Genomic DNA, 18,867 nt, shown 5'->3' with positions numbered 1-18,867 from the left:
CATGACTCTGAATCGTTTAACTCAAAAACGTCTGACGGGCGCGTTGCTGGCCTTTGGCCTGAGCCTGAGTACGGGCGCGGCTTATGCCGCGTTATCGCCGGAACAGGATGCGCTGATCAGGAAAGGCGAATATGTCGCGGTCGCCGGGGACTGCGTGGCCTGTCACTCCACCGAAGGCGGCAAACCGTTCGCCGGTGGCCTCGGACTGGCAACGCCACTGGGCACTATTTACTCGAGCAACATTACACCGTCTAAAAAAGACGGTATCGGCAATTACACGCTGGAGCAATTTGAACACGCGGTGCGTGATGGCGTGCGCGGTGATGGTGCGAATCTGTATCCGGCGATGCCGTACACCTCGTATGCCAAAATCAGCGATGACGACATGAAAGCGCTGTACGCCTACTTTATGCAGGGCGTGGAGCCGGTGGATGTGCCGTCAACGCCGACGGCGCTGCCGTTCCCGTTCAACGTGCGTTTGTCGATGGCAGGCTGGAATTTACTGTTCCTCGAAAAAGGCGCGTTTAAAGCCGATCCGTCGAAAAGCGATCAGGTCAACCGTGGCGCGTATCTCGGCGAGGCACTGGCGCACTGCAGCACCTGCCATACGCCGCGTAATGCGCTGATGGCGGAGGAGGGCGATAAAGCGCTGGGTGGCAGCAGTCTGGGCACCTGGTTCGCGCCGAACATTACGCCGGATGCGGTCAGCGGGATTGGCAACTGGAGCACCGGTGAGATCGCCGGTTACCTGAAAACCGGTCACGCGCCGGGTAAAGCGCAGGCGGCAGGGCCGATGGCGGAAGCGATCGACCATAGCCTCAGCCATCTGAGTGACAGCGATTTGCAGGCAATTGCCGTCTGGCTGAAACAGACCACGCCGGTCAGTCAGCAAGGGCAGGCGAGAGCCGCAGACCAGTTCGGATCACCGGCAAATTATGCCGATACTTTGCGTGGTGTTCCGCGTCCGGCTGATGCCGATAAAATGACTGGCTGGCAGGTTTATGACGGCTATTGTGCCAGTTGCCATCAGCCCGACGGCCGTGGCAGCAAGGACGGTGGCCTGCCGTCGCTGATCAATAATACAGCGCTCGGGCACCTGAACAGCGACAACCTGGTGATGGCGATTCTGCATGGCGTGCAGCGCGGGCCGGAAAGCAAAGATGTCGCGATGCCAGCGTTTGAGCATTTACTGTCGGATACGCAGGTCGCTACGCTGAGCAATCAGTTGTTGCGGCAGTTTGGTAACGATCAGGCGAAAGTGACATCTGACCGCGTGAAAGAATTGCGTGCAGGTGGCAAACCTTCGCCGTTGCTTGAACTGGCGCACTGGGGCATGGGCATTGCGGGACTGGTGGTTATCCTGCTGATTGCGCTGTTCTTTGTACGTCGCCGACGTCGTCATTAATCTGTACTGAACAGCAATAAAAAAGGCTGACATTCTGTGTCAGCCTTTTCTTTTCGTGCAGGGATTAAAGGACTTTGTGCGGACCGAAACATTCGTAATGAATGTTGGCTTCGCTGATGTTCATCGCCAGCAGTTGTTTCGCTGCAAACTGCATAAAGCCGACCGGACCGCACAGGTAGAAATGCATCGCCGGATCGCTCAGCTGTGCGCTGACTTTGCTCAGATCCATCAGCCCTTCATACTGAAAATCTTCACCGGGTAAATCATTCGCCTGTGGCCGGTTATACCAGACATGGCTTTCCAGTTGCGGCAGGTTTTTCTGCGCGCTTGTCACTTCACCGGCAAATGCGTGCACGGCACCGTTTTCAGCCGCGTGCAGCCATTGTACCGGCGCATGATGTCCGCGTTCTGCCAGCGTATTGAGCATACCCAACATCGGCGTCTGACCAACACCTGCAGAAATCAGCGCCACCGGCGTGGTATCGCTGATATCCATAAAGAAATCACCGTGAGGGGCAGCAAGATGAATGATGTCGCCCGGCTGCGCAAAATTATGCAGGAAGTTGGATACGGCACCTTGCCCTTCGCGTTTTACCGCGATGCGGTAGGTTTTGCCGTTCGGTGCCTGGGTCAGGGAATACTGGCGGATTTCCTGATTTTCCAGTGAGGCATCGCGGATATATACCGCCAGATATTGCCCTGGCTGGAAGTCGGCCACCGGTTTACCGTCGACAGGTTCCAGCAGGAAAGAGGTAATCAGCTCACTCTGCGGTTGTTTTTCGGCGATGCGGAATTCACGCGTGCCGCGCCAGCCACCCGTTTTTTCTGCGCTGTCCTGATAAATCTCGGTTTCACGGTTAATAAACACATTCGCCAGCACGCCATAGGCTTTGCCCCATGCATCCAGCACTTCCTGACCCGGACTGAACATTTCATCCAGCGTTGCCAGCAGGTGAGCGCCGACAATATTGTATTGTTCAGGCTGGATGGTGAAGCTGGTGTGTTTTTGCGCGATGCGTTCCACTGCAGGCAGCAGCGCCGCCAGATTTTCAATATTGGCGGCATAAGCGCAGATGGCATCAAACAGCGCCTGACGCTGATCGCCGTTGCGCTGGTTGCTCATATTGAAGATGTCTTTCAGTTCGGGATTATGCGCAAACATACGGTCATAAAAGTGTGCGGTCAGTTTCGGACCGGTCGCAGCGAGCAAAGGAATAATGGATTTAACGGTGGCGATAGTGGCTGAATCAAGCATGGTGAACACCTTGTCTGTGATGATTTTATTTAAACATGTATTTTAAATGCATCTTATATAAACCCACTATTTCTGTAAACACCCCCTAAAGGGGTAAGGGCTTTTCCCGACAGGGGCTGAGTCACAAAGCTGAAATTTGTACATGTTCAGGTGAATATTTATCCCTTGATTATGGACAGATGTTCGCAGATCAAAGCCTTGCTGTATCTGGAGCCAATCGTTTGCCTAAAAACCTCAAACTGACCCTATCCGAAGGCCGCTTAAACATTTACACTGTGGCGCAGAACCCGGAAGGGGCGTTTATTTTTAGTTTGTTGAGTCAGGAGATGCGGATGTTAAAGCGTGAAATGAACATTGCCGATTATGATGCTGAGCTGTGGGCAGCAATGGAAAAAGAAGTTGTTCGTCAGGAAGAACATATCGAGCTGATTGCGTCAGAAAACTATACCAGCCCGCGTGTCATGCAGGCTCAGGGTTCGCAACTGACCAACAAATATGCAGAAGGCTACCCGGGCAAACGTTATTACGGTGGCTGTGAGTACGTCGACATCGTTGAACAACTGGCTATCGACCGTGCAAAAGAATTGTTCGGTGCAGATTTCGCCAACGTTCAGCCGCACTCCGGCTCACAGGCAAACTTCGCGGTGTATACCGCACTGCTGCAACCGGGCGACACCATTCTGGGGATGAACCTTGGCCATGGCGGTCACCTGACGCACGGTTCACCGGTTAACCTTTCCGGTAAACTGTATAACGTGGTGCCTTATGGTATCGACGAAAGCGGCGACATCGATTACGAAGACGTGAAACGTCAGGCCGAACTGCACAAACCAAAAATGATCATCGGCGGCTTCTCTGCATTCTCCGGTATCGTTGACTGGGCAAAAATGCGTGAAATCGCCGACAGCGTTGGCGCTTACTTCTTCGTTGACATGGCACACGTTGCCGGTCTGATTGCTGCGGGCGTTTACCCGAACCCGGTTCCACACGCACACATCGTGACCACCACCACGCACAAAACGCTGGCTGGCCCACGCGGCGGTCTGATTCTGGCGAAAGGCGGCGACGAAGAGTTCTACAAAAAACTGAACTCTGCTGTCTTCCCGGGTGGTCAGGGCGGCCCGCTGATGCACGTGATTGCCGGTAAAGCGGTAGCACTGAAAGAAGCGATGGAACCTGAGTTCAAAGCTTACCAACAGCAGGTGGCTAAAAACGCACAGGCAATGGTGGCTGTAGTTCTGGAACGCGGCTACAAAGTGGTTTCCGGCGGTACGCACAACCACCTGTTCCTGATGGATCTGGTCGATAAGAATCTGACCGGTAAAGAAGCCGATGCTGCTCTGGGTCGCGCTAACATCACTGTGAACAAAAACAGCGTACCTAACGATCCGAAGAGCCCGTTTGTGACCTCTGGTGTGCGTATCGGTACCCCGGCTGTGACCCGTCGTGGTTTCAAAGAAGCTGAAGTGCGCGAACTGGCTGGCTGGATCTGTGACGTGCTGGACAACGTGAACGACGAAGCAACGATCGAACGCGTTAAACAGAAAGTTCTCGACATCTGTGCACGTTTCCCGGTTTACGCGTAATATTTGCGAAGCCGTTAAGCTGCTAAAACCCGCTACGGCGGGTTTTTTTATGGGCATGTATCAGAATTTGTGAGCTGGCAGACATTACGGGAGTATGAAAGCGTCTGCGGATTGCTAGCGATTGTGAGCTTTGTCAAAGTATTGGCCTCACACCGGAGGATTTATGGAATTGCGTTCCACGCGCTGGCTTGCACTCAGTTATTTCACCTATTTTTTCAGTTACGGTATTTTTCTTCCTTTCTGGGGCCTGTGGCTTAAAGGTGAGGGGATCTCCTCCGAAAGCATCGGCTTGTTGCTGGGTGCGGGTCTGGTCGCCCGTTTTCTTGGCACGTTAATCATTTCTCCGTCCATCAAAGACCCGTCTTACCTCATCACCGGTTTGCGTATTCTGGCGCTGCTTACGCTGGCGTTTGCCGTCGGGTTCTGGTTTGGCAACGGCTGGGCGTGGCTGATGATCAACATTGCCGGTTTCAGTCTGTTTTTCGGTCCGCTGGTGCCGCTGACCGATGCGCTGGCAGGCACGTTGCAACGCCAGATCAATATGGATTACGGCAAGGTGCGTGTCTGGGGCTCCATTGCCTTCGTGATTGGATCGGCGGTGACCGGCAAGCTGGTTGAGGTCTACGGTCATAAGGCGATTTTGTACACACTGACCGCAGGCGTGGCCGCGATGTTGCTCGGTATGTTGCTGCGCCCGAGCGTGAAGCCGGTGGGAGAGCCGCGTACCAGCGGTGCGCCGGGTATTTCGTGGAAAGCGTTGCTTGGCGAAAAGCCAGTCTGGCGTTTCCTGTTATGTGTGACGCTGTTGCAGGGCGCCCATGCGGCGTATTACGGTTTCAGTGCAATTTACTGGCAGGACGTGGGCTATTCTTCCACGACCATCGGCTATTTGTGGTCGCTGGGCGTCGTGGCGGAAGTGCTGGTCTTTACCTTTAGCAAACAGCTGTTCAGCCGCTGGTCAGCGCGGGATCTGCTGCTGCTTTCGGCCTTGTGTGGCGTGGTGCGCTGGGGAATGATGGGCGCGTTTACCGCGTTGCCGTGGCTGATTGTGATGCAGATTCTGCACTGCGGCACGTTTACGGTTTGCCATCTGGCGGGCATGCGATTTATCGCCGCACGACCACGTGATCAGGTGATCCGCCTGCAATCGGTGTATTCCGCACTGGCGATGGGGGGCGGCGTGGCCGTGATGACCATGGTATCCGGTTTCCTGTTCGAACATCTGCATGCCGGATTGTTCTGGGTGATGGCGCTGCTGGCGGTGCCGGCGATTTTCCTGCGTCCGGTGGTTACGCCGTCAGCGCCGGTGACGTCAGCCCGTTAGGGGGCTTCGAGCAGCGAGCGGATACGTTTACGCTGCTCTTTGGCCAGCGGTAGTTGCGTGTGGATCACCAGCGGGTCGGCGTCGGTGCTGCGGGTGGCGTAAGGGGTGACAATCAGCGCTACGCCACTCGGCGCACCGAATTTATAGAAATCCGCCAGCGTCTGATATTTAATGTTCAGCGGCAGCAGCGTCGCTTCGCGAATTTGCTGCTCGACCGCTTCTTCCAGCTGCGGATTGTCGTGCGTCAGCAGCAAAATTTGTTTTTCCTGCAAGGCATTACCCTGCATCAGCCACGCGCCGAAAGTGATCGCCACCAGCCCGATTTCATCCTCAGAAAGCGTAATCAGATATTCGTGTTCGAAACCCTGCAACGCCTCGCGGGTGGTTCGCACCAGACGCGGATACATGCGGTTCACTTCTTCCTGCATCAGATTGTCGATGCCGATGCCAAAATGACAGCGTTCGATCGCCGGGCCCAGATGGGCGAAAAGCTGGCCGACCAGCCCTTCGTAACTGCTGAATTTCATCCCGGCGATATCCTGAAAACGCGCCACCATATTTTCAATTTCTAATAACAGCCGCTGATCTTCCGTCGAACCGGAACTCTGATAACTGTGGATTTTCAGCATGCGTAACATCAGGGTGAAAAACTCACATTCGCACTCATCCAGCCGACCGTTGCTGAGTTCCTGTAACTGAATAAACAGTTCGCGGGCGGCAGGATATTCGGGCTTTTCGCGCAGCCAGCGACGCTGTTGTTCGGTGAAGCGTAAGCCGGTCGGGCCATTGTTTTGCCACAGACAGTATTGCAGGCAGATGAGCATCAGCTGGCGGTCGTGTCCGCTCAGGGGTTTGGGTAATAACGCGCCGCAATCTTCCAGCATCATGCCAAGAATGTCGGTGCGCAGAGCAGCCTTCGGGCAGGCCTGGCCTTCGAAGGCAATATGCAGCCAGGGAATAAAATGGCGGGAAACGAAGTCCGGTGAAATGCGCAATGTACGGCGCAAGCCCTGAAATAAACACAGCCTTTGAGCGAGCGTATCGCCCTGAATGCGGCATTCTTTTTCGCTGTACTGCAGCACATCAAGCTGGTGGATCCGCTGAATTTCGCAGGTCACTTCCGCCAGATCTTCCCACGTCATGTCTAGCCCGACGCCGTTAATTTCGCTGATGATCTCCAGCTGAACCGCCGTCAGCGGCGCGTACAGCATCAGCAACACGTGGCAACGGCGTTGCGTAGCGGAAAGCGCAGGGGAGGGCTGTTTTTCTGGATTCATATCACCTGCCGAAAAGGTATCGCCTGAAATTATTAGTCAAGCATAGCAAAGCGAATGCCCGCAATAAGGCGCGGGGATTGGCTTTTACTCCGGCTTACAACTCAGATCACAGATATTTTTGACGACCGGTTAAATGCACAGCAAAATACTGTTACTTAGTAACAATATAATGGCGCCTGATATGGAAATGACGTTACACCAGGCCCGGAACCGGCCTTTCTCCCGTTACGCCAAATGGCTGGGCGTTGCGCTGTTCTGTCTGCCCGCAACGGTGCTGGCGCACCCGCACAGTTTTATTGATATGCAGACCACGCTGGTGGCGAATGAAACCTCGCTGACCGGGCTGAAAATGGTCTGGACGATGGATGAAATCACCTCGGCAGATTTGCTGTACGACGCACAGAACGCCAAACCGGGGTCGGATATCTGGAAGAAACTGGCGGCCGAAGTCATGGCGCGGGTGCTGAGCCAGCATTACTTCACGGATTTCTATCGCAACGGAAAACCGGTGAAATATCTGGATCTGCCCAGTGAGTATCAGCTTTCCCGTAAGGGCGATCAGGCAGTGCTGGAATTCGTCCTGCCGCTGGCCAAACCGCAAGGGCTGGAAGGCAAACCGATGGAATTCTCCACTTTTGATCCTTCGTATTTTGTCGATATGACCTATAAAGACAAAACCGCGTTGCATCTGCCACCGGCGCTGGAAAAACGCTGTACGCTGGCGCTGTTTACGCCGAAGCCGGATGCCTCGCTGCAAAATTATGCCCTGTCACTCGATAAGGCTGATGCCCCGCCTGAAGACATGGATCTTGGTCAGCAATTTGCTCAGAAGGTCACGCTGGAATGTCATTAATCTCCACGCCATCGAAAACCCTGTCCTGGCGCGATCTCTGGCCGCTGGCAGTATTTCTGTTGCTGCTGGCGGGCGGCGCTTCCCTGTTAATCCATTACTGGCCGCGTATTTTGCTCAGCAGCATTATCTGGCAGCGGGAGTTACATCAGGAACTGGCGGGTCTGCTGCGGCAGGTGAAAGAAAATCCGATGCAGGCGGGTATGACGCTGGCCGGTTTTAGCCTGATTTATGGCGTGATCCACGCCATCGGGCCGGGGCACGGCAAAATCGTTATCACCACCTATCTGGCGACGCATCCTTCGCGACTGAAAAACAGCCTGAAGCTGACCTTCGCGTCGGCGATTGTGCAGGGGCTGGTGGCAATATTATTGGTCAGTGTGGTGCTCGGCGTGCTGCAACTGTCTTCGCGTCAGCTGCATCAGAGCAGTTTCTGGATGGAGCGGGGCAGTTTCATTCTGGTGATGTTGCTGGGGTTGCTGTTGTGCTGGCGGGCGCTTAAACGGATGTGGCAAACCATCAAAAGTTTGCGTCCGGTTCACGCCATGAAAATCCACAGCCTGTCGCCGATGGGCAATGAAACGCATGTCCACGACGAACATTGCGGTTGCGGCCATCAGCATGTGCCAAACGATCAGCAGCTTCAGGCGGGCGGAGATTTGCGCACGCAGGTGGCGATTGTGCTGGCGATGGGATTACGCCCGTGTTCCGGCGCGATCATGGTATTGCTGTTTTCCAAGGTGATTGGCGTCTACAACTGGGGCGTGATTTCAGCCATTACGATGGCTATCGGCACCTCGCTGACCGTCTCGCTGATTGGTGTGCTGGTGTTTTACAGCCGTGCGCTGGCAGTGAAACTAAGCGCAACCCGCACGCCTGCGGCGTGGCAGCGGATCACCTGGTCACTGCTGGCGCTGACCGGCGGAATTGTGCTGCTGGTGGCGGGCATTTTGCTCTTCAGCACCGGCGGCGGTGATGTTTCACCGATAACCGGCGGGCCATTCAGGGGATAACCTCCTGTACATAAACAACAGACATAAAAAAACGGACGCCCGAAAGGACGTCCGTTTTTTTTAACTGATACTCAGCGGAATTAACGCTTCAGCGCTTCGCTCAGTTCATCACGCATGGTCATCAGAATACCTTTAACGACGCGTGGGTTGCCGGCAACGATGTTGCCTGACGAGAAGTGGTTGTGGCCGCCAACAAAGTCAGTCACCACGCCGCCGGATTCACGAACCAGCAGTTCACCGCCGGCGAAATCCCAGGGCTTGAGGGCGATTTCGAAGAAACCGTCAACGCGGCCAGCGGCCACGTAGGCCAGATCCAGCGCAGCAGAACCGGTGCGGCGGAAGTCTGCACATTCGGTGAACAGTTTGCCAACCACATTCATGTAGCTGGTTGCGTGTTGTTTTGCTTTGAACGGGAAACCGGTCGCCAGAATGGTGCCGTCGAGATCTTTCGCGTTAGTACCGCGCAGACGGTAACCGTTCAACTGTGCGCCCTGACCACGGCTCGCGGTGAACAGTTCGTTACGCATTGGATCGTAAACTACCGCGACTTCAGTGCGGCCTTTGATGCGCACGGCGATAGAAACAGCGAAATGTGGGAAGCGTTTAACGAAGTTGGTGGTGCCATCCAGCGGGTCGATAATCCATTGTACGTCTTTGTCTTCGCCTTCCAGCTCGCCACACTCTTCACTGATGATGGTGTGTTTTGGATAGGATTTGCGAATAACATCGATAATCATGTGTTCTGCATCGCGGTCTACGTTGGTAACAAAATCGTTGGTACCTTTTTGTGTAGATTCTACAGAGTCTGGCGTTTCGTAATGTTTGGCAATCAGGTTACCGGCCTTGCGCGCAGCGCGCACGGCGATGGTGAGCATCGGATGCATGGATATCTTCCAACTAGGATGTTAAAGAACGGGAATACGGGAAACGGCGCGCAGTATAGCAGGGGTTCTGAAAATTAACTACCGTTGTGTTAGGCTGTTGTGATTTTCCGTCTGGTTAAGAGTTCCTATGCTGCCCAATATCCGCATTGTATTAGTAGAAACGTCCCACACTGGCAATATGGGCTCTACCGCCCGTGCTATGAAAACCATGGGTTTATCAAGCCTTTATCTGGTGAATCCGCTGGTAAAACCTGACTCTCAGGCTATCTCTTTGTCTGCCGGAGCCAGTGATGTCATCGGTAACGCGACAATTGTTGATACGCTTGATGAAGCGCTGGCTGGCTGTAGTCTGGTGATCGGCACCAGCGCACGTTCCCGCACACTGCCGTGGCCGATGCTTGAACCGCGCGAGTGCGGTGAGCACAGTGCGAAAGCCGCACAAATCGCGCCGGTGGCGCTGGTGTTTGGCCGTGAACGCGTCGGGCTGACCAACGAAGAACTGCAAAAATGTAACTATCACGTGTGCATTCCGGCAAACCCTGAATACAGCTCGCTGAATCTGGCGATGGCTGTGCAGATTATTGCCTATGAAGTACGCGTCGCACATCTGGCCTTGCTGGAAGCGGCAAAACCGCAAATCGAATACGAAGAAACGCCGTATCCGCTGGTCGACGATCTCGAACGTTTTTATCAGCATCTGGAAAAAACCTTGCTGGAAACCGGCTTTATTCGTCAGGCACATCCGGGGCAGGTGATGAGCAAATTACGCCGTCTGTTTACCCGTGCACGACCTGAATCTCAGGAATTAAACATCCTGCGCGGTATCCTGACGTCGATTGAAAAGACTCATAGCAACAAAGAATAAGTATCGGAATTTGATTGTAAAATACCGGTTTGTGGCTTTTTATCAAAGGGTTGTCGATTATCAGTAAATGACAGAAATCGTGCGGTTCTGCCCGCTCTGTAATACTTGAGTAAATTACTAGGTTAAATAGTTGACTGTTTTACTCGGGAATGGCAGACTCGTTTGCATGTTCCGCACTATTGAATTTCTAAGTCATTTAAACAGGTAACCATGCTATGAGACTGACATCCAAAGGCCGTTATGCCGTGACCGCTATGCTCGATGTTGCACTGCATTCCCAGGAAGGACCAGTACCACTGGCTGACATTTCTGAGCGTCAGGGTATTTCCCTTTCTTACCTGGAGCAGCTTTTCTCGCGCTTACGCAAAAATGGTCTGGTTGCCAGTGTTCGTGGTCCGGGCGGTGGTTATCTGTTAGGTAAAGATTCTGGTGATATCGCCGTTGGTGCAGTGATTACTGCCGTTGACGAATCTGTCGATGCGACCCGTTGCCAGGGTAAAGAAGGCTGCCAGAATGGCGAACGTTGCCTGACTCACACCTTATGGCGTGATCTGAGCGAACGCATCAGCGGCTTCCTGAACAATATTACGCTGGCAGAGCTGGTCAATAATCAGGAAATCCTGGAAGTGGCTGACCGTCAGAACGGTGAAACCCGTCGTCAGCCGAATGGCCGCCAGATGGAAACTATCAACGTCAATCTTCGAGCCTAATCCCTGTCATCCTTCGCGTCGCCTCGGGGTTTGCTCCGTTGCCGCCTTGATGCGACACGAATGATTTAGGGGATGCATGTGAATTTTTACGTTACTCAAAGCCCGCGGAAATGCACATTTCCGCGGGCTTTTGCTTTTCTGACGTCAATTCTTACCGATTAGTGCCCGCAAAGCGTCATTTCCCTTTTAAGAAGCCGTGAACCCGTTTTAAACTGGATGTCGTTTTTTAATTCTTTCGTTCGAAGCCGAACGCGCAGTCCGGAGCTTACCTGCCATGAAATTACCTATTTATCTTGATTACTCTGCCACCACGCCGGTTGATCCGCGTGTTGCACAGAAAATGATGCAGTGTTTAACACTGGACGGTACTTTCGGTAATCCGGCTTCCCGTTCTCACCGTTTCGGCTGGCAGGCTGAAGAGGCGGTGGATGTGGCGCGTAACCAGATTGCCGAGCTGATTAATGCCGATCCGCGTGAAATCGTCTTCACGTCGGGCGCCACCGAATCTGACAATCTGGCGATTAAAGGTGCCGCCCACGCGCACAGCGCGAAAGGCAAACACATTATTACCAGCCAGACTGAGCATAAAGCGGTGTTAGACACCTGTGCTCAACTGGAAACCGAAGGCTTCGACGTCACCTATCTGTCGCCGCAGGCAGATGGTTTTATTCCGCCAGCGGCGATTGAAGCGGCGCTGCGCCCGGACACCATTCTGGTGTCCATCATGCAGGTGAATAATGAAATCGGCGTGGTACAGGATATTGCGACCATCGGCGAACTGTGCCGCAGTCGGGGCATCCTTTTCCATGTGGATGCGACCCAAAGTGTGGGCAAGATTGCGATTGAACTCAGCGAGTTGCAGGTTGATCTGATGTCGTTTTCCGCGCATAAGATTTACGGCCCGAAAGGCATCGGCGCGCTGTACGTGAGTCGTAAACCGAAAGTGCGGATTGACGCGCAAATCCACGGCGGCGGTCATGAACGCGGCATGCGTTCCGGTACATTGCCGGTGCATCAGATTGTCGGGATGGGCGAGGCTTATCGTATCGCCAAAGAAGAAATGACCGCCGAAGTAGCGCGTCTGACTGAACTGCGCGATCGTTTGTGGAAAGGCATTCAGGCGCTGGATCAGGTGTTTCTGAACGGCACGCCGAAACATGCGGCACCGAATATTCTCAACGTCAGTTTTGCCGGTGTAGAAGGGGAGTCTCTGATCATGGCGTTGAAAGATCTGGCGGTATCGTCAGGTTCGGCTTGTACGTCTGCCAGCCTTGAGCCTTCCTATGTTCTGCGTGCTCTGGGATTAAGTGAAGAACTGGCGCACAGCTCCCTTCGCTTCTCGCTGGGGCGCTGGACAACGGAAGAAGAAATTGATTATGCGATTGCGCTGGTGGTGAAATCTGTCCGCCGCCTGCGTGAGTTGCCACCTGTTTATACGAAATGAAGTGCCACCCGATGAAAGGGTGATTTGCCTGTCATTGAAAATGAATATTCATTGAAGATAAAAAACATCAGGAGTGCTGTTATGAGTTCCGAAGTCACGACCAATGAAGCAATGTCCGTATTCCTTTCTTCCCAGCCTGCTGATGCGCGCTGGGGCGAAAAAGCCACACTGAGCACCGATTCCGCCGGTATGACCATTCATTTGAATGGCGGCGATGTGCTGACGGTCATTGCCCGTGCCGCGCGTCGTATCGACGGTCAGGGTGTTAAAAATGTTAAACTGGCGGGTGAAGGCTGGGATCTCGAAAATAGCTGGGCATTCTGGCAAGGCTTCCGTGGCCCGAAAGGCACACGCAACGTTGAATGGGCAGAATTGTCCGAAGATGACGCGAACACGCTTAAACAACGCCTGAAAATCATCGACTGGGTACGTAATACCATTAATACCCCGGCAGAGGATTTGTCCCCTGAACAACTGGCGACCGCGCGGTTGATCTGATGTGTGAATTTGGTAATGAAAAAGTCAGCTACCGCATCACCAAAGGCGACGACCTGCGTCAGCAAAGTTATATGGGTATCCACACCGTAGGTCGCGGTTCTGACCGTCCGCCGGTATTACTGGCGCTGGATTACAACCCGGGTGGCGACGCAGATGCACCGGTTTACGCCTGTCTGGTCGGCAAAGGTATCACTTTTGATACCGGCGGCTACAGCCTGAAGCCAAGCGCGTCAATGGATTCCATGAAAGCGGATATGGGCGGCGCGGCCACGCTGACCGGCGCACTGGCGCTGGCTGCGGCGAACGGTCTGAATAAACGTGTGAAACTGTATCTGTGCTGCGCGGATAACATGGTCAGCGGCAATGCACTGAAACTGGGCGACATTATCCGCTACCGCAACGGTAAAACCGTTGAAGTGATGAACACCGACGCCGAAGGCCGTCTGGTGCTGGCTGATGGCCTGATCGACGCTTCTGCGCAAAAGCCTGAACTGATCATTGATGCGGCCACGCTGACTGGTGCGGCGAAAACTGCGCTGGGTAACGATTATCACGCACTGTTCAGCTTTGACGATGCACTGGCAGGCGAACTGCTGGAAAGCGCGAAAGCCGAACACGAACCGTTCTGGCGTCTGCCACTGGAAGAATTCCACCGTTCTCATCTGCCATCTAACTTTGCAGAGTTGAACAACATTGCCGGTCCTGCACACACTGCGGGCGCGAGCACTGCCGCTGCGTTCTTGTCTCATTTCGTCACTGACTATAAGAAAGGCTGGCTGCACATCGACTGTTCCGCAACGTACCGCAAAAGCGCGGCGGATCAGTGGTCTGCCGGTGCGACAGGTCTGGGGGTGCGTACCGTCGCCAACCTGCTGTTAGCCAAGGCGAAGTAAGTTTTAGAAAGCAATGCATGCATGAAGCACAACGGGGCGCTTAACAGCGCCCCGTTTTATACCACTAGCGGAGTTAAGAACCATGAGTGTCCCACACGATCATCTCCCTGCCAGCGCTGCGGCGACCGACGGTGAAAACGAGCTGGAGCGCCTGCTCCGCCTGTCGGTCACCGCGCCTGCCTGGCGTCCGGCGTTTTATCAAACTTTGCTGGAGTCTACCGTGTTTGTGCTCGGTGATGCAGGGCAGGATGACGCTGAAAAGCAGGGCAGTGTGGCGATTACCGCAGGCAGTGAACTGAATGTTTTACACTGGGAAAAACAGGACGGCAGCTCGATCATTCCTTTCTTTTCCTCTGTGGAGGTTCTGGAAAAAGCCAGTGCCGGCGAAAGCCCGGATGAGCAGGCGTTTGTCGCGCTGCCTGCCCGCGTGTTGTTTGAAATGACACAAGGGGAGGAGTTGTTTCTGAATCCGAAGTCGGAGTACGGCAAGGAATTCACCCCGAACGAGGTGACGCTGTTGCTGAGCAATGGCGGGTTAAATGCGCCATCTGAGCTGGTGCTGGATAAAGAAAGTCAGCTGCTGATCGGCCAGCCGGAGGAGTATCCTTCCGCCATGATCGACGCGCTCACCACGCTTTTCACCCAGAAGAAACCGGTGCGCCGTGCATTTATGGCGCTGATCCACGATAAAGCCGTGGATGAACAGCCAAACCTGCTGATTGGCGTCGAAGCGGATGGTGATGAGCAGGAGATTGACGCGCTGATCCGCGAGGCAGGGAATGTGGCGAGTGAAACCTCTCCCGACGAGCGTCCGGTGGATTTCTGTATCGTTTCTGAAAAAGAGCGTGGCATCAGCCATTATCTGATCAGCCACACCCAGCCGTTCTATCAGCGCAAGTGGGGAAGCTGGTTGCGCAATATTATTCCTTCGTCAGGAAAGGCATAAAGTGAGAGGACACCAGGGGAAAGCACCGTTTTGCCCCTGTTTTGTTTGCGGGAAATAGGTGGTTTAGGTTCGATAGTGAATTAATCACACATTTTTTTAATTAAATGTTGTGATTCGGGTAGGCAATCGTAACTTCGCTCCCTATAATCACCGCCATTTTACGGCAGGTATAACATTAAATTAACCGGCCCTACCTATAAAAGTCAGACAGAGGTTTTTTCATGACTATCGAACGCACTTTCTCCATCATCAAGCCAAACTCCGTAGCTAACAACGACATCGGTGCTATCTACGCACGTTTCGAACGCGCTGGCTTCACCATCATCGCGTCTAAAATGCTGAAACTGACGAAAGAACAAGCTGAAGGCTTCTACGCAGAGCACAAAGGCCGTCCGTTCTTCGACGGTCTGGTTGAGTTCATGACCTCTGGCCCGATCATGGTTCAGGTTCTGGAAGGTGAAAACGCGGTTCAGCGTAACCGTGACATCATGGGCGCCACTAACCCGGACAACGCACTGGCTGGCACCCTGCGTGCAGACTTCGCGGATAGCTTCACTGCTAACGCGGTTCACGGTTCTGACGCTGTAGAATCTGCACAACGCGAAATCGCTTACTTCTTTACCGAAAGCGAAATCTGCCCGCGTTAAGATTTTTGAGTCACCGTTGCTGGAAGATAAGCCGCAAATTCACAAGAATTTTGTAACTGTACTTTCCAAACATGGCAACCGTGCCCTAAAATTTGTACAATGTTGCGCCCCGAATGAGCCAGCCTCTTCGGGGCGCAATTTTATTTGCAGGCCAGCCGTTACCTTTCGGGCCAGGCTCTGCACTTCCAATACGCCATAACGTGTAACAACGAGGCCATTTTCATCATGTTAGAATCCAACACGTCCGAGCCAATTTTGTCTGAAAATAACGCTGTTTCCGCAGAAGCCGTGAATACTGTCGTGCCTGCTGCCGCAAAAATTAACCTTCTTGACCTTAACCGCAAGCAAATGCGTGAGTTCTTCATCAACATGGGCGAAAAACCGTTCCGTGCTGATCAGGTCATGAAGTGGATGTATCACTACTGCAGCGATGATTTCGAGCAAATGACCGATATCAATAAGGCGCTGCGTGAAAAGCTGGCTCGCGTTGCAGAAATTCGTGCACCGGAAGTCGCGTCAGAACAACGTTCAACTGACGGCACCATCAAGTGGGCGATTCAGGTGGGCGGACAACTGGTTGAAACCGTGTATATCCCGGACGGCGACCGTGCGACGCTTTGCGTTTCCTCTCAGGTCGGCTGTGCACTGGAATGTACTTTCTGTTCCACGGCGCAACAGGGCTTTAACCGTAACCTGCGTGTGTCCGAAATTATCGGTCAGGTATGGCGTGCGGCAAAAATTATCGGTGCGGCGAAAGTGGCCGGTACGCGCCCCATCACCAACGTGGTGATGATGGGCATGGGCGAACCTTTGCTGAACCTCAATAACGTGGTTCCGGCCATGGAAATCATGCTCGACGATTTCGGTTTCGGTTTGTCAAAACGTCGCGTGACGCTTTCCACATCGGGTGTCGTCCCTGCGCTGGACAAGCTGGGCGATATGATTGATGTCGCGCTGGCGATTTCCCTGCACGCACCTAACGACGCCATTCGTGACGAAATTGTGCCGATCAACCGCAAGTACAATATCGATACCTTCCTGGCCGCTGTTGAGCGTTATATTAGCAAATCCAACGCCAATCAGGGCCGCGTTACCATCGAATACGTTATGCTGGATCACATCAATGATGGCACCGAGCATGCGCATGAACTGGCTGAGCGTCTGAAGAATACGCCATGCAAAATCAACCTGATCCCCTGGAACCCGTTCCCGGGCGCGCCGTATGGCCGCAGCTCGAACAGCCGTATTGATCGTTTCTCTAAAGTGCTGATGGATTATGGCTTTACAGTTATCGTGCGCAAAACCCGTGGTGATGACATTGATGCCGCGTGTGGTCAGCTGGCCGGTGATGTTATCGACCGTACCAAACGTACGTTGAAGAAAAAAATGGCAGGCGAGCAACAGATTTCCGTAAAAGCCGTCTGATCCCAATGGGCTTCGCCACGGTGTTCCGTCGAAGCCCGCTGTTTTATTGTCGCTGGCAGGGTAAAGGGAATTAAGCATGGCAATGAAGGGCAGTGTGAAAATGCTGATCGCCGCAGGCATGACTGTGGCTTTACTGGCGGGATGTTCCAGTTCACCGAAAGAAACGCAACAGGCCAGCGGCGCAGCACAAACGCGTCTCGAACTTGGCATGGCGTACCTGAATCAGGGGAACATGGAGGCGGCCAGGCAGAATCTGCAGAAAGCCGTTGACGGTGCGCCGCAGGATTATCGGACACAGCTTGGCATGGCGCTTTACGAGCAAAAAAACGGCAATCAGAAAGCAGCGGAAAGCCGCTACCAGCAAGCGTTGCAGCTGGCGCCGCAAAATGGGACTGTCTTAAATAATTACGGTGCGTTTTTGTGTAGTTTAGGGCAGTATGTACCCGCACAACAGCAGTTTAGCGCCGCAGCTAATGCGCCTGATTACGGTCAGGTTGCTGACAGTCTGGAAAATGCAGGCTACTGTTTTCTGAAGGCCAATCAGAATGAGGAAGCGCGAGTGTTACTAAGCCGGGCATTGAAAGTGGATCCCGATAAAGGCGCACCCTTGCTGACTGAGGCAACCAAAGAATTTGGGGAAGGGAACCGCGCTCAGGCGAAACTATTACTGGATGTATATCAACATGTTCTGCCAGCCACTGCCGACAGCCTCATGTTACAAATTCGATTCGCTGCGTTAGCGGGCAACCCGGATAGCGTTCAACGCTACGGTAAGCAACTTGCGCGTAGTTATCCACAATCTAAACAGTACCAGCAGTTCTTAGCCAATGAATACTGAAGCCCCTCAAGAAAATAATGCAAAACTGACTACAGGCGAACGTCTGCGTCAGGCTCGTGAACAGTTAGGTCTTAGTCATCAGGCTGTTGCAGAACGCCTGTGTCTGAAAGTCTCAACTATTCGCCAAATCGAAGAAGAAACGACGCCGGCCGATCTTGCGCCGACTTTCCTGCGTGGTTACCTCCGTTCCTATGCAAAACTGGTTCATGTCCCGGAAGAAGAATTATTAGGTCTGATCGGTAAACAAGCGCCGATTAAAGTGCCTAAAGTGGCTTCAATGCAGGGATTCTCTCTCGGTAAGTCTCGCAAAAAACGCGATGGCTGGCTGATGGGCTTTACCTGGCTGGTGGTGTTTGTGGTGATTGGCCTGACCGGTGCGTGGTGGTGGCAAAATCATCAGGCGCAACAGCAGGAAATCGCAACAATGGCCGATCAATCATCGGCACAACTGAATCAGGATAACGGCCAGGGGCAAACTATTCCTCTGGGCGACAATGCGAATTCTGCACCGACAACAGAAGATACTTCTTCTGACCCGGCTCCTGCTGCAAACACAACACAGCCGCAGAATTCTATCCCGCTGAATACCGCACCGGGCGCAGCAGCAAGCAACGCACCGGCAGCATCAGGTACGCCAGCGGAGCAAGCGCCTGCCGCTGTTTCAACCAGTCAGCCTGCAACTGCTGAAAACGGTCTGCCAACCGGTGATGCACAAACTGCGGCAGCAGGTGCGGATCCACAAGCGGTGACCTTTACCTTTAAAGCTGACTGCTGGTTCCAGATTGATGACGCATCAGGGAAAACCCTGTTCAGCGGCATGAAGAAAGGCGGAGAGACCTTCAGCGTGAAGGGCACTGCGCCGTATAAACTGAAAATCGGTGCGCCGGGGGCGGTGGATATCCAATTCCAGGGCAAGCCGGTTGATTTAAGTCGTTTTGTAAAATCAAGCCGTGTTGCGCGCCTGACCTTAGCTGCCGAGTAATCGGCAGTTTGTCAGACGATTGCAA

Annotated in this window: 16 protein-coding genes and 1 pseudogene; 14 read left to right on the top strand and 3 right to left on the bottom strand. The window is 53.6% G+C overall.

The window, feature by feature from the left end:
- Nucleotide 1: 1 nt before the first annotated feature.
- The gene (locus UC14_RS02890; RefSeq protein WP_013574354.1) at nucleotides 2–1,405 is read left to right on the top strand and encodes a cytochrome c; all 1,404 of its coding nucleotides are present in this window, start codon (nucleotides 2–4) and stop codon (nucleotides 1,403–1,405) included.
- A 64-nt stretch (nucleotides 1,406–1,469) separates the two neighbouring features.
- On the opposite strand, the gene hmpA is transcribed toward UC14_RS02890, so the two are convergent.
- Nucleotides 1,470–2,660, bottom strand: coding sequence for an NO-inducible flavohemoprotein (hmpA, locus tag UC14_RS02885; protein WP_112197197.1), 1,191 nt, complete (start codon nucleotides 2,658–2,660; stop codon nucleotides 1,470–1,472).
- 332 nt (nucleotides 2,661–2,992) lie between these two features.
- Between hmpA and glyA the strand changes: the two genes are divergently transcribed.
- On the top strand, nucleotides 2,993–4,246 hold the full coding sequence (glyA, locus tag UC14_RS02880; RefSeq protein ID WP_015689472.1) for a serine hydroxymethyltransferase: 1,254 nt from the start codon (nucleotides 2,993–2,995) through the stop codon (nucleotides 4,244–4,246).
- 163 nt (nucleotides 4,247–4,409) lie between these two features.
- Nucleotides 4,410–5,570, top strand: coding sequence for a 3-phenylpropionate MFS transporter (locus tag UC14_RS02875; RefSeq protein ID WP_112151291.1), 1,161 nt, complete (start codon nucleotides 4,410–4,412; stop codon nucleotides 5,568–5,570).
- On the opposite strand, the gene csiE is transcribed toward UC14_RS02875, so the two are convergent.
- Nucleotides 5,567–6,847 carry a stationary phase inducible protein CsiE gene (gene csiE, locus UC14_RS02870; protein ID WP_013574358.1) on the bottom strand — a complete coding sequence of 427 codons (1,281 nt, stop codon included), beginning with the start codon at nucleotides 6,845–6,847 and terminating at the stop codon, nucleotides 5,567–5,569. The genes UC14_RS02875 and csiE overlap by 4 nt on opposite strands.
- Before the next feature lie 187 nt (nucleotides 6,848–7,034).
- On the opposite strand from csiE, the gene UC14_RS02865 reads away from it, so the two are divergent.
- Together UC14_RS02865 and UC14_RS02860 are read left to right on the top strand one after the other, a co-directional pair.
- Nucleotides 7,035–7,700: a DUF1007 family protein gene (locus UC14_RS02865; protein WP_370447448.1), complete on the top strand. Its 666-nt coding sequence runs from the start codon at nucleotides 7,035–7,037 to the stop codon at nucleotides 7,698–7,700.
- Nucleotides 7,691–8,710: a nickel/cobalt transporter gene (locus UC14_RS02860; protein WP_037036418.1), complete on the top strand. Its 1,020-nt coding sequence runs from the start codon at nucleotides 7,691–7,693 to the stop codon at nucleotides 8,708–8,710. Before UC14_RS02865 ends, UC14_RS02860 begins: the two co-directional genes overlap by 10 nt.
- 80 nt (nucleotides 8,711–8,790) lie before the next feature.
- Here UC14_RS02860 and suhB read toward each other — a convergent pair whose 3' ends face one another.
- Entirely contained in the window at nucleotides 8,791–9,594 is an 804-nt protein-coding gene (suhB, locus tag UC14_RS02855; RefSeq protein WP_013574361.1) for an inositol-1-monophosphatase, read from the bottom strand.
- Nucleotides 9,595–9,721: 127 nt separating this feature from the next.
- On the opposite strand from suhB, the gene trmJ reads away from it, so the two are divergent.
- The 9 genes and pseudogenes from trmJ (at nucleotide 9,722) to rodZ (ending at nucleotide 18,842) form a co-directional block, all read left to right on the top strand.
- On the top strand, nucleotides 9,722–10,459 hold the full coding sequence (gene trmJ, locus UC14_RS02850; protein ID WP_112197196.1) for a tRNA (cytosine(32)/uridine(32)-2'-O)-methyltransferase TrmJ: 738 nt from the start codon (nucleotides 9,722–9,724) through the stop codon (nucleotides 10,457–10,459).
- Between the two features lie 215 nt (nucleotides 10,460–10,674).
- Nucleotides 10,675–11,169, top strand: a complete 495-nt coding sequence (iscR, locus tag UC14_RS02845; RefSeq protein ID WP_013574363.1) for a Fe-S cluster assembly transcriptional regulator IscR — start codon at nucleotides 10,675–10,677, stop codon at nucleotides 11,167–11,169.
- Between the two features lie 274 nt (nucleotides 11,170–11,443).
- The gene (locus tag UC14_RS02840) at nucleotides 11,444–12,613 is read left to right on the top strand and encodes an IscS subfamily cysteine desulfurase (protein WP_112197195.1); all 1,170 of its coding nucleotides are present in this window, start codon (nucleotides 11,444–11,446) and stop codon (nucleotides 12,611–12,613) included.
- An 81-nt stretch (nucleotides 12,614–12,694) separates the two neighbouring features.
- Nucleotides 12,695–14,004 (top strand): annotated as a pseudogene (pepB, locus tag UC14_RS02835) (aminopeptidase PepB).
- A gap of 82 nt (nucleotides 14,005–14,086) precedes the next feature.
- Nucleotides 14,087–14,950 carry an enhanced serine sensitivity protein SseB gene (sseB, locus tag UC14_RS02830; protein WP_112197194.1) on the top strand — a complete coding sequence of 288 codons (864 nt, stop codon included), beginning with the start codon at nucleotides 14,087–14,089 and terminating at the stop codon, nucleotides 14,948–14,950.
- A gap of 221 nt (nucleotides 14,951–15,171) precedes the next feature.
- Complete coding sequence (gene ndk / locus UC14_RS02825; RefSeq protein WP_013574367.1) at nucleotides 15,172–15,597, top strand: nucleoside-diphosphate kinase; 426 nt, start codon at nucleotides 15,172–15,174, stop codon at nucleotides 15,595–15,597.
- A gap of 225 nt (nucleotides 15,598–15,822) precedes the next feature.
- On the top strand, nucleotides 15,823–17,022 hold the full coding sequence (locus UC14_RS02820; protein ID WP_013574368.1) for a bifunctional tRNA (adenosine(37)-C2)-methyltransferase TrmG/ribosomal RNA large subunit methyltransferase RlmN: 1,200 nt from the start codon (nucleotides 15,823–15,825) through the stop codon (nucleotides 17,020–17,022).
- A gap of 100 nt (nucleotides 17,023–17,122) precedes the next feature.
- The gene (gene pilW, locus UC14_RS02815; RefSeq protein WP_041673193.1) at nucleotides 17,123–17,860 is read left to right on the top strand and encodes a type IV pilus biogenesis/stability protein PilW; all 738 of its coding nucleotides are present in this window, start codon (nucleotides 17,123–17,125) and stop codon (nucleotides 17,858–17,860) included.
- On the top strand, nucleotides 17,850–18,842 hold the full coding sequence (rodZ, locus tag UC14_RS02810) for a cytoskeleton protein RodZ (protein ID WP_013574370.1): 993 nt from the start codon (nucleotides 17,850–17,852) through the stop codon (nucleotides 18,840–18,842). Before pilW ends, rodZ begins: the two co-directional genes overlap by 11 nt.
- The last annotated feature ends 25 nt before the right edge of the window (nucleotides 18,843–18,867 follow it).

It is taken from the genome of Rahnella sp. NRRL B-41462, from assembly GCF_003263525.1.
Taxonomy (GTDB): Bacteria; Pseudomonadota; Gammaproteobacteria; order Enterobacterales; family Enterobacteriaceae; genus Rahnella; species Rahnella aceris.
This window is presented reverse-complemented; position numbering and strand designations above follow the sequence as displayed.